Source organism: Streptomyces sp. NPDC053431 (genome assembly GCF_044544925.1).
Lineage (GTDB): Bacteria > Actinomycetota > Actinomycetes > Streptomycetales > Streptomycetaceae > Streptomyces.
In genome coordinates this window covers 1-11091 of record NZ_JBITXX010000046.1, presented here as the reverse complement: position 1 = coordinate 11091, position 11091 = coordinate 1, and the positions used below count along the sequence as shown (strand labels likewise).

Sequence of the window (11091 nt, the reverse complement as noted above, 5' to 3'; positions counted from 1 at the left end):
CACTCGCGGCTCAGGTGGCCGATCGAGAGAGCCATCGCATCGGTCAAGACATGGCGGATCCTCCGCAAAGCCCGCCACAACCCCAACCGGATGACGTCAATCGCCAGAGCCATCCTCACCCTCCAGACTCACCAATGAACAAGCACGTGGTCCTGGATCAGTGAGCTTGTTCAACTCGCCACCGATCGAGTGACAAGACTTTGGCATCGATACAGGTCAAAGCCGTCTCGGCTCTGAATGCCGGGCTCAGGTTGAACAAGCTCAGTTCCCCCTGAACGGAAACGCCAAAATCGACCGGACAGCACTGCCAGTACCACAGACCACGCCCCTGCCCGGAATCGCTTCAAACCTTGACGGCGGGGAGGTAGAAGCAGAAGTCGCCGCGATCTGGAGGAGTGTGATCATGGTCGACCATATCCGCCCAGACGAACGCCTATTCGACATCGGTGGGGCCTCACTGCACGTGGCACAGATCCACCAGCTCGTCACCGAGCGCTTCCGGCTACCCCGGCTTCGCATGACCGACCTGTTCGCCCACCCCACCATCCGCACCTTCAGCGCCCACATACGCACTCTGCGGGCTGGACGCCCCCGAGGGGACGACGCCGAAAATGCTGATCGCGCGGCCAATCAACCTGCATGACGGCCTGCCGACGTGATTGACCAAGGTGGAGGGGTCGTGGCTGAGATATCGGCCACTGCCCCTGCCGCTGGCTTCAGAGAACGTCGCATCAAGGTCGCCAGCGACGACTCGTCGGCTGCATGAACTGATGTAACATCAGCGTTGTCTGGCGATTAATACTCCAGCAGCGGTTCATGTCTTGAGCTGGTTCTTCGCTGGTAGTGGCAGTGTCAGGCGGTTGCTTGTCTGCAGCGCCGCCAGAGGGACCGAAGGTGTGGCTCGGGTCCGGACAGCGGTGATCTGCTCGGTCAGCTCGGCGTCCCACACCGCTCAGGGGCTAGAGGCGCCAGTGCGGCGGGCATAGTAGGCGGTTCTGGAGACCTCGAGGAGCTCACACGTCCGTTTGACGTTGTGACCTGCGGTTTTCGCCGCCTCGATGAACGGGTCCACGTTCACCGGGTCTCCGTCGCGAAGAAAGCCGTCGCCCGCTTGAGGATGTCGACGTCAGCCTGCGATTCTCCCGCCGCAGTGCGGCCAGCTCCTCACGTTCAGCGCTGGTCAGCCCATCACGTTCACCGGCGTCGATCTCGGCCTACTTCACCCAGTCGCGGACCGCGGTCTCGGTGAGGTCGAAGTCTTTCGCGACCTCACCGACCGAGCGATCCCCACGACGACACAGCTCAACGATCTCGGCCTTGAACTCCGACGTGAACGAGCGGCGAGGGCGTGGCTTCTTCCTCCCCATACTCTCCATGACGAACATCATCCTTCCGGGGCCGAAACCCCTGATCTCTGATGCCCGTCAAAGCGGATCAAGCCCACTCCAGGCCTTGTTGACCCGCGCTCAGGCGCCACCCTCATCTGACCAGCTACGGCTGAGGATGGGCAAAGGGTCGCTGTCGCTGGCACTGAGAAACCGCTGTGCGGGGCGAAATAACTCCGGATTTCTAGCCGCGCTCCCCTATTAATGCGTTTCACACGACAATATCATATACGCTAATAAAGAACCCGAAATCCCTGACTGGAGCTGAAGTTAGCGGATCATCGAGCATGACAGTCAGATCGGTACCTGCGGGGCATCCTCCCGAGTTTCCAAGACCAACAACTGCAACAGGAAGACGGTTAGTGTCGGTAGGATTTGCCCCTGACATGTTATCGAGCGTCACATTTGCCCCATCGGGCGTGAAAGTAAATCCATCAAAACAGTACACACCCTCGTGAAATATAGCGCCCTGAGGTGGCCGAGTTACACTCACTCCTGTCATGCCGCTAGACATTGCCACATGCCCGTTCGGATTCACTCTGGCGAAGGTTTCGAGAGTGGGGTGCGTCAGGGGAACATTAGGCGGACCAGCGGAAGCTAACGGCGCAAAAGCCGCCCCCAGCGCGGCTGCTGCTGCAGCTGCAGCTATCACCAGGTGCTTTCTCATTATGCCTCCACTTCACAGTATGAAGGATAGAACATTGACCTACTGAAACTCACGTTAATCTACCTACCTCGGCACACGCTAGTCCCGCCATGAGTAATTACCACTCCATTTCCAAATCACCTGCGAATGCGTGGCTGCGACGCACGCGGTCCTCCGGCAGTTGGTCAGTCACTCTGTGATTTGACCCGGCGGTAGAACCGCGACTAGCGGTCTTGCGTAAGTCGGCTGTGTGCGGAGTTGGGCGTTGCGGTGGGTGAGGGGCTTGGTCGACGGTGGCCTGTAGTTCCTCGATCGAGGGATAGGCGCGGAGGGGGATGCCTTCGTACTTCACCTGCCCACACGCGCGCGATCCGGTTGAGCTCGGGACTCTAGGGCGGCAGGTAGAAGAGGGTGACACCGTGGACTTCCAAAAGGGGCCGGGCTCCTTGACGACGCGGCTGACATGGGCGGATGCGTTGTCGTTGTGGTCAGCCAGTCCGGGGACCTGGGTGTACAGGAGTCCAGCGAACCTCGGCGGTGATCTTGCCAGTGGTGGTACGGAAGACCAGCTTCGGGTCAGGGCCGTCGGCGCGCGGGGCGCCGAGGGGGCATGGACCAATCGGCCGGAGGTGGCTTCCTGGGCCACGATCGCCCGCGTGCCGAGGCGGGCCCAGGTGTAGCCGGTGGGCAGGGTCGGCGAGAAGCCGGCCTCGTCCAGGTAGTAGAGGTCAACAGCCGCAGGTCCTCCAGCTGAGCCTTTGCGATCTGCTGGAGGGCTTCGTCGGCTCTGTGCCGCACGGTGGTGCGGGTCCGTTTATAGCGGAAGCCGTCCGCTTTGAGCAGCAAGGACAGGCGAGCAGGGCGAATCTCGACCCCGCGCTGGCGCTCCAGCCACGCTGCCGAGCCGGGGCGGGGTCCAGGGCGGGCCGCCGTCTTCGGCGGCCTGGTCGAGCATCTCCTTCATCGCGGCCAGATCTGCCCGGGAGACCTTCGCGCACCCGCCCGCGCCGAAGGGACCAGCAGGGCCAATCGCCAACGGCGAGCTCTGCGGGGACGCCCTCCGCCAACCCTGATCATGAGCGTGCACGGACACGCTACAGACGCCTCAAACACCACCCGACGGCCGGTCCGCTTCTCCGCGCTCCGACATCGACCGCGCTGCACACAGCAGGAGATGCCGCCTACTGAGTGTGACCGGTATGAGTTATTTCCAACACTAATGTCTGGGAGTAGGGAATGCTCATGCCTGGCCCCGGGGGGCTGCCGGAGGGTGATTTGAGAGGCAGACGGCCGCGCTGGCCGTTGGCTTAAGTGGCTAGTTCCAGCGGCTGGCATCGCAGACGCACCGCCCAGGAGTACCAGCATGAGGAGTCCCGCTATGCGTGATGCGGTAATCGTGCAAGCCGTTCGGACGCCCAATGGGAAAGGAAGGGACAGAGGTGCCCTGACAGGCGTTCATCCGGTCGAACTGCTGGGCCACACGCTCAGGGAACTCATAGACCGCAGCGATGTAGATCCCTCTGCGGTTGATGACGTGATCGGCGGGTGCGTCGAGCAAGTAGGAGAGCAGGCCAAGAACATTACCCGTTGGGCATGGCTGACGGCCGGGCTGCCTGAGTCTGTACCGGCGACGACAGTGGACCGCCAGTGTGGTTCTTCCCAGCAGGCGGTTCACTTTGCTGCTCAGGGTGTGCTCTCTGGGGCCTACGAAATGGCCGTAGCCTGCGGGGTCGAGTCTATGAGCAGGGTACCTATGGGGTCGCACACTCCCCCCGGTACGGACCCGTTCGGTCCAGGGATTGTTCAGCGATACCCGGGCGGTCTTGTTCATCCGGGGATCAGCGCCGAGCTGGTTGCAGCTCAGTGGTCTCTTAGCCGGGCCGAGATGGACGCGTATGCCGCGACTTCCCATCAAAAGGCTGCGGCAGCATACGCCGAAGGCCGTCTGCGCTCGGAAATCGTGCCTGTCAGCACTACACGCGGGACCGTTACGGCTGATGAGTCTGTCCGTCCGGATGCCACCCCTGAAAGTTTGAGCAAGCTTCGGCCGGCGTTCGCTGACCCAGAAGTCTCTGACCGGTTTCCACAAATCGAGTGGTCCGTTACGGCTGGCAACAGCAGCCCCTTAAGCGATGGCGCCTCTGCAGTTCTGATCACCACCAGCGCCAATGCACATAGGCTGGGCCTCAAACCTCTGGCCCGGCTGCACAGCTTCGCAGCCGCCGGGGCCGATCCGCTTTTGATGCTGACTGGAATAATTCCAGCTACAGAGCAGGTGTTGCGCCGGGCAGGTCTCGAGCTATCGGATATTGATCTGTTTGAGGTGAGTGAGGCCTTCGCCAGCGTAGTGCTTGCGTGGCTGAAGGAAACCGGAGCGGACACGGAAAAGGTCAACGTAAATGGTGGGGCGATTGCTTTGGGGCACCCCGTAGGTGCTAGTGGCACTCGCCTGATGGCATCCCTTGTTCACTCTATGCGTGGCAGGGGTGCACGCTACGGCCTGCAGACGATGTGTGAAGCAGGGGGGTTGGCCAATGCCACTATTCTTGAGGCTCTGTACTGAGCTTGGATCGGGTCGCTAGATGATAGATCCCGGAATGGGCGCGGCACCTTCCCGCGCCCCCCTGGCCACGCGAGCAGACATAAAACGGATCGCCTATCTAGGGCCAGAGGGCTCGTTCACACATGAGGCCCTTCTCGGGTTGCCTTGCGCCAGATGGGCAGAGCTGTCGCCCAAGGCTACCGTGACCGACGCGCTGGACTCTGTCCGATACCGCGAGGCGGACGCTGCGATGGTGCCGATGGAAAACTCGGTCGCAGGTCCAGTTGCAGAGACCGTGCTATGCCTGCGGCAGGGGCCGCCCTGGCTCGACGTGACCTGCGAAGTCGCTATGGCTATCACCTTCTCCCTGCTGGCACGACAGGACCTCAGCATGAGCGACATACGAACCGTTGCCGGCCATCCCCACGCTCTTCCTCAAACACGCCAATGGCTGAAGAAGCATTTACCTCAGGCCGACTGGTGCTCAACGAGCTCGAACTCTGAAGCTGCCCGCCGCGTCGCTCAAGGGGAGTTCGATGCCGCCTTGGCTGGAGTATCTGCAGCTCAGCGGTGGAAATTACGATCTCTCGCCGAGGGAATATCTGATGCGGATGAAGCTGTAACACGGTTTATTCTGGCCGCGGCTGTGCGCGGATCAGGTGAGTGCTCTGGTGAGAGTTCTGCGGCCTGAGCTGGTGCAGGCCGTTGTCAGGCAGGGTGGCTGGGGCCGGTCTAGGCTGGTCGGCTAAACCCCGTTTCGGACCGGTGGCGGGCAGATTCCCCTGGCGGGTCTGAGGTGTCAAGAGATCAGCGGCCTTCACGCCGTGTCTTGTGGTGAGGCCGGAATCGGGGCGGCCACATCGGTTCCGCTGGGCAGGTGGGTATCCCGACAACGCGAAGCGCTGCGGAGAGGGAAACTGGAGGAACGGCGCAGGCAGCGCACACCAAGCCTCCCAGCGAGGTCTGACCGCCCTCCCCCGGGGCCCGGACGCGAAGGGGGCCCACCGGCCCGTGCCCCGCGGCGCGGTCGTGGGGACGAGGCGGGCGGCGAAACCGAACCGGCCGGCCGTGCAAACGACCTAAGGCTCAGAACTCGTAAGTACATTGAATGGTCCATCGGGTTAATTATCGACCCTCACCCGTCCATACCAAAACGGTCAGCGTGGGAGCTGATGAATCTAGCCCGACAGAAGACGTCTGAAATCTCTTCCCCATCTGACACGTTAGATTTATTCATGAATTCTCAAGCCATTACCTGATTCTTTCGTCAGATCATGGCCTTGTCAGCCTCGGTCGAGGTCGCCCCCAGCCCGTGATTGCGTAAGTGTTGTTGCATACCGTCATCCTCTCTGAGGTGATACAAATAGGGCATCGAATAATCACTCGAAAACCCGCATATGATGTCGATTCTTCGGCTTGCGCGGTTCCGACACCTATGCTGAATCGCTGCCGCTGCTATCGCAAGGACTCCTGCCATTACCTGGTCTTTCCCAGGAGTACCTTCCGGAATCTTACGTAGCTTTTTCGCGTCGTCCGCCAGCGGTGCAGTCCCGGAACCGCGGTCACCGACGACCTGTCCCTTTGCAGTGGCAGGTGCACTTCCTCGCCGATGGACCAATGTTCACCGCGAACGGTCGGTCCAGGAAAGGGGAAACGCTGCACTCGTTGCAAATGTGCTGGCAACCAGATGCCAGCCCGCAGGTCTGAGCGCAAGCTGCGCGACCAGAGCCGTTTCAGAGTCTTGGTGATCAGGCATGGGCTGGTCACGACGTCGTGGCGATGGTCCAGCTGCCCGCAACGGAGCACCGGTCCGTGGACTGTTGGCGCTTTGGAAGGGGAACGTGCGGGCGGGCGCGTCAGGGCTGCCGCGAAGTCCTGCGAGTACGTGTTTCCGCTGGCGAGAGGACCTGACCCCTGATCCTGGACACACGAGACACGGGATCCTGAGGATCTGAGGACGGACATCTCGTGGTCATGAAGAACTATCCGCCGGAGTTCAAGGCGGACGCGGTCGCGCTGTACCAGTCGCGGCCAGCAGCGACGATTAAGCAGATCGCCTATGATCTGAGGTCAACCTGGAAACTCTGCGGAACTGGATCAGGGCAGCCGGCGCGAGCAGGCCACGGGGACGTGGGGGTGGGACGCGCCCGCTGAGCCATCGTCGCCGCTGGAGCCGGAGCTCGCTGGGCCCGAAAGAGATCCGCGAACTCGAGGAGGAGCGCGAGATCCATCGGAAAGCGAGGAAGTATTTCACCGGGGAGACACATTGGTGAATTGCTTCCAGTTCGTCCCCGACCACCAGCGCCGCCACGGCGTGAAGCGGCTGTTCGCCCTCCTAGGCATCGCCCGCTCCAGCTTCTACTACTGGCGCTCGACAGCCGCCGACCGGGCCGCTCGTCAAAAGGCTGCTGCCCGGCTCGCGGCACGCCTACGGACCGTGCACAGCGAATCGAACGGTACTTACGGCGTCCCGAGGATCACCGCCGAGCTCCACGAGACGGGCAAGTGGGTCATTCACAAGCGGATCTCACGCCTCATGCGGAGCATGAATCGAGGGCCTGCGGCTGCGTCGCAGACACCGCACCACCATCCCGGGTCAGGCCGCAGCGAAGGCCGCCGACCTGATCGGCCGGGACTTCACCGCGACTGAGGTGAACACGAAGTACGTCGGTGACATCACCTCGTGCCCCTGGACGGCAGGAAGTTCTGCTACCCCACCACCGTCATCGACCTCGCCTCACGGCGCCTGGCCGCTGGGCAATCGCCGATCACATACGAACCGATCTCGTCACCGCCGCGCTCCCCGCCGCCCAGCGGACCCGCGGAAGCCTGACCGGCCATGCACACCAACCACGGCTCGCAATACATGAGCCGGGCATTCGCCGAAGCCCGCAGGTCAGAAGGGGGGGTCCAGAGCATAGGCGCGACCGAGTCCAGCGCGGACGCGCTCGCCGAGTCTTTGAACGCGACCTTCAAACGCGAAACGCTCCAAAGCCGCAAGAGCTGGCCCAGCGAACGCGAGGCCCGCCTCGACGCCTCCGATGGCTCCACCGCTACAACACCTACCCGGCGCCGCCACCCCCGCTTCGGACAACGCCGCTCCACCGCCCACGAGACAACCATCGCAGCGATCGATTAGGGAGATGGCTGCTCAGGTCGGCACCCTATGCAGGCAGGCAAGATGGCAATGCGACTCGACCTGAAGGTCTTATCGCATCCCTCGAGACGACGAACATCGTTGGGTTGATCCTTCAGATGCTGCATCGCTCGGAGGATCAACCCACTAGGTAATGAGGAGTAGAAATGATTGCCATCCGCCGCCGTGCTTTGAACTACAACCACAACATGGTGGTCCGCCGCCGCGCTCTGAACTACAACCACAACGTGGTGGTCCGCCGCCGCGCTCTGAACTACAACCACAACCAGATTGTCGTGGCCGGTTGAGAATTGTGGCTGGCGGGCTGTCTGCCTGCTGGTGAGCTGGTCGTCCGGCGGTGTGAGCGGTTTGGCGTCTGATGGCTGGTCGTCCTGGGCCGGGTCTGGTGCATTCGTTGGGGTGCTGGGCCCGGCCCTGTCGTTGGGTGCGGGCGCGTGTGTGAGGTGGCGGGTTGGTAGGTCGAGGCTGGATTCCGGTGTTGCCGCGGAACGCGTGGGTGGCGCTGGGAGCGGATGCGCTGTCGGCGGTGGGGACTGGGCTGACGCTTCCGTTTTTGATGGTGTACCTGCATGCGGTGCGGGGATTAGGGCTGGATGTGGCGGGAGTTGCCACGGCGATGGTGGCGTTTGCCGGTCTGGTGGGCAATCCGCTCGGAGGTGCCTGGGTGGACCGGTCCGGGCCTCGGCGAGTGCTGGCGGCAGGCTGGGTGGTGGCGGCGTGTGGGGCCTGCGGGCTGGCACTGGCCTCCCAGCCGTGGCAGGCGTTTGCAGCCGCCGCGGTCTCGGGGCTGGGAGCTGCGATGGCCTTACCGGCGCAGGACGCTCTGCTAGCCCGGCTGGTGCCTGAGCAGGGCCGGTCTGGGGTGTTCGCGATGCGGCATGCGATGCTTAATCTGGGGCTGGCGGTGGGTGGGCTCAGTGCGGCGTGGCTGGTGGATGTAGCTCGTCCGGGCTCGTTCGTGCTGCTGTATCTGCTGGACGCGGCGAGCTTTGTGCTGGCGGTTGCGCTGCTGGGACTGGTCGGCGGCAGTCATATCACTGCTGTCGTCATGGCTTCGGATGGCGGCATGGTGGACGCCGGTGCTCGGGTTGCGGGTGGCGGGTACCGGGCGGTGTTGCGGGATTGGCTGTTCGTACGGTTGTGGGTGCTGCTGGCTGTGCTGGTGGCGGTGGGCTTTGCCCAGTTCAATGCGTCTTTTCCCGTTCTGGCGACTGGGGCGGGATTGAGCGCGGGCCTGGTCGGTGTGGCGTTCACGGCTAACACGGTGACGGTGACCTTGGTTCAGCTGGTCGTGCTTAGGCTGGTCCGCGGACGCCGCCGTACTGCCGCGATCGGGGTGCTGTGCTGCTTGTGGGCGCTGTCGTGGGCTCTGGTGCTGGCCGGGGGGCACCTGAAAGCCGGTACGGCTGCTGTGGCGTTCATACTGGCTGCGGTGGTCTTCGGCCTGGGCGAGACGCTGTTTGCGCCGACGCTGCCTGCCCTGGTGAACGGCATCGCCCCGGAGGCGCTGCGTGGCCGCTACAACGGTGCGGCCGCGTTTGCCTATACCGTCGGCTTTGCTGCCGGTCCGGCTCTGGCGGGCCTCCTGCTCCAGCATGGCCTGACCACCCTTCTGCTGGCCGGGCTTGTCTTCGGCTGCGCCGCGGCGGGCCTGCTGGCCGCTTCGGTCAGGCGCCGGCTGCCGCTGGCCGCTGATCTCATTGATCCCCCCTCAGCCGGTCCGGGGCCGGCCGGACTCGGTACTGCAGCGGCGCCGAAGGAGGTCACCACATGACCCGCAGCAATGGATCCCCGAAGGTGTCCGCGCTCCTTGAACAGTGCTTGCAAGCCCTGGATGGCGGAGACCAGCTCGCCGCCCGGGCGCTGATTAGGCGCGCTGAGGCTCTGGCCGCTGCGGCGGGGCCCTTGGCCCTGGCCAACACGGCCGTGATCAGCGGCTTGGTGGAGCAGGACGCGGGCGACCTGACCGCGGCGGCGCAGAAGTTTGGCAAGGCTGCCGCGCAGGCGGCACAGCAGCTGGCCGTGCCCGACGGGGTGTGCCTGCATCTGCATGCCAGTACGCTGCTGGGCGCGCTGCACCGCTCTCAGGGACACTATGCCCAGGCCGGGGAGGTTCTGCTCGGCGCTCTCGAGCGCACGGCGGGGGCGGCGGCCGATCCTCTGGACGTCGCTGCGGTCTACAACGAACTGGGTATGGTCGGGAAGTATGCGGGAGACTTCGACCAGGCCGCCCGCTCCTACATGCAGGCGCTGACGCTTCTGCAGGGGTGCCTTGGTCCCGACGATCCGGAGCTGGCCACCATCTATCACAACCTCGGCGGACTGGCGCATGCCCGCGGCAGCTACCAAGCCGCTGAAGAACCGGCACGACGGGCAGTGGCGATCCGCGAACGGGCTTTGGGTCCTGGCCACCCGGACGTCGCCGCCGACCGAGCCGCACTGGCACCCATCCTTTTCGAACTGGGCCGGCGTGAGGAAGCTGAACAACTGCTGCGCGAGGCCCTGGCCGTCTTCGAGGACTTCTATGGCCCGGATCACTACGAAACCGCCATCGCCCTGAGCAATCTGGCCGCCGTCATCCAGGACGGGGACGCAGGCCGTGAAGCCGAGGCCTGCTTTCAGCGCGCGTTGACCATCTTGGAGGCTGCTTTAGGCCCTCAGCATCCCGAACTTGCCCCTGTCCTGCATAACCTGGCCCACCTGCGGCGTGCGCAGCATGACCTCGACAGTGCCCGCGTCCTCACCGAACGAGCCCACACACTCCTGAAGGACACGGTGCAGCCCGGACACCCCACCCTCACCGCTATCAACAACGCCCTGCCGGAAGGCGCCCCAGGCTGGGCAGGCTGAGCCCCAGGCCACATACCCGCCCGTCAGGCACGCCCCGCAGGCACAAGGACGCCGCACAATGACAGGGGGTGGTCGGCTTTTTTGTGCAGGTATGGACAGGTGCGTACTGCTGACGTGTCGGCGTCTAAAGGCGGGACCGCACCCCGAAAATGCGGGTGGAGGCGGTCCTGTGCGCGAGCAAGATCAACAATCAGCGGCCGGGCCCGTTCGCTTCTCAGAACCCGCTGTCCCAGAGTCGAGAGAGGCTTGCGCCCATGGCGGGCCATCCGCAGCCCCTGCCCAGCCGGCCAGCGGGACGTGACGAGACCGGAGAGCACACCGCCCCGGAGCGTGACACACAGCCCGTCTCGCCGCGCCGCCCGCGGCACGGCCGCCTCCGCTTGCCGCACCCGCTGCTTCACCATGATCTCCCCGGCCGAAGCTGGCGTGAGAGTGCCCGCCCCGGCCGGCCGCCGGGGCGGGGCCCTCGCGTCCTGGCAGCCTCCCCGCAATGCGGGGAGCAAGCGGCGAA

The 11091-nt window shown here is 64.0% G+C and carries 9 protein-coding genes and 1 pseudogene; 7 read left to right on the top strand and 3 right to left on the bottom strand.

From position 1 onward, the window contains the following. Nucleotides 1-205: 205 nt before the first annotated feature. Nucleotides 206-643: a phosphopantetheine-binding protein gene (locus ACIGXE_RS36990; protein ID WP_399754536.1), complete on the top strand. Its 438-nt coding sequence runs from the start codon at nt 206-208 to the stop codon at nt 641-643. Between the two features lie 571 nt (nt 644-1214). On the opposite strand, the gene ACIGXE_RS36985 is transcribed toward ACIGXE_RS36990, so the two are convergent. From ACIGXE_RS36985 to ACIGXE_RS36975, 3 genes are all read right to left on the bottom strand, one after another. Next, nucleotides 1215-1376: a transposase gene (locus tag ACIGXE_RS36985; RefSeq protein WP_399754533.1), complete on the bottom strand. Its 162-nt coding sequence runs from the start codon at nt 1374-1376 to the stop codon at nt 1215-1217. Between the two features lie 220 nt (nt 1377-1596). Beyond that, nucleotides 1597-2052 carry a hypothetical protein gene (locus ACIGXE_RS36980; protein ID WP_399754531.1) on the bottom strand — a complete coding sequence of 152 codons (456 nt, stop codon included), beginning with the start codon at nt 2050-2052 and terminating at the stop codon, nt 1597-1599. Nucleotides 2053-2607: 555 nt separating this feature from the next. Further along, nucleotides 2608-2922, bottom strand: coding sequence for a hypothetical protein (locus ACIGXE_RS36975; RefSeq protein WP_399754535.1), 315 nt, complete (start codon nt 2920-2922; stop codon nt 2608-2610). A gap of 487 nt (nt 2923-3409) precedes the next feature. Here ACIGXE_RS36975 and ACIGXE_RS36970 point away from each other — a divergent pair, with 487 nt between their 5' ends. The 6 genes and pseudogenes from ACIGXE_RS36970 to ACIGXE_RS36945 all read left to right on the top strand — a co-directional run bounded on the left by ACIGXE_RS36970 (nt 3410) and on the right by ACIGXE_RS36945 (nt 10580). Further along, nucleotides 3410-4594, top strand: a complete 1185-nt coding sequence (locus ACIGXE_RS36970; RefSeq protein ID WP_399754530.1) for a thiolase family protein — start codon at nt 3410-3412, stop codon at nt 4592-4594. Nucleotides 4595-4613: 19 nt separating this feature from the next. Continuing rightward, nucleotides 4614-5264, top strand: a complete 651-nt coding sequence (locus tag ACIGXE_RS36965) for a prephenate dehydratase (protein ID WP_399754528.1) — start codon at nt 4614-4616, stop codon at nt 5262-5264. A 1277-nt stretch (nt 5265-6541) separates the two neighbouring features. Next, nucleotides 6542-7712 (top strand): annotated as a pseudogene (locus tag ACIGXE_RS36960) (IS3 family transposase). Between the two features lie 164 nt (nt 7713-7876). Then, nucleotides 7877-8017: a hypothetical protein gene (locus ACIGXE_RS36955; protein ID WP_399754527.1), complete on the top strand. Its 141-nt coding sequence runs from the start codon at nt 7877-7879 to the stop codon at nt 8015-8017. Between the two features lie 209 nt (nt 8018-8226). Further along, on the top strand, nt 8227-9504 hold the full coding sequence (locus ACIGXE_RS36950; protein ID WP_399754525.1) for an MFS transporter: 1278 nt from the start codon (nt 8227-8229) through the stop codon (nt 9502-9504). Then, nucleotides 9501-10580 carry a tetratricopeptide repeat protein gene (locus ACIGXE_RS36945; protein ID WP_399754523.1) on the top strand — a complete coding sequence of 360 codons (1080 nt, stop codon included), beginning with the start codon at nt 9501-9503 and terminating at the stop codon, nt 10578-10580. Before ACIGXE_RS36950 ends, ACIGXE_RS36945 begins: the two co-directional genes overlap by 4 nt. Nucleotides 10581-11091: the final 511 nt, after the last annotated feature.

Bases quoted from the DNA above. Each gene is read 5' to 3' on its own strand.
- ACIGXE_RS36980 (WP_399754531.1), bottom strand. From the start codon at position 2,052: ATGAGAAAGCACCTGGTGATAGCTGCAGCTGCAGCAGCAGCCGCGCTG.
- ACIGXE_RS36945 (WP_399754523.1), top strand. From the start codon at position 9,501: ATGACCCGCAGCAATGGATCCCCGAAGGTGTCCGCGCTCCTTGAACAG.
- ACIGXE_RS36955 (WP_399754527.1), top strand. From the start codon at position 7,877: ATGATTGCCATCCGCCGCCGTGCTTTGAACTACAACCACAACATGGTG.
- ACIGXE_RS36985 (WP_399754533.1), bottom strand. From the start codon at position 1,376: ATGGAGAGTATGGGGAGGAAGAAGCCACGCCCTCGCCGCTCGTTCACG.
- ACIGXE_RS36970 (WP_399754530.1), top strand. From the start codon at position 3,410: ATGCGTGATGCGGTAATCGTGCAAGCCGTTCGGACGCCCAATGGGAAA.
- ACIGXE_RS36965 (WP_399754528.1), top strand. From the start codon at position 4,614: ATGATAGATCCCGGAATGGGCGCGGCACCTTCCCGCGCCCCCCTGGCC.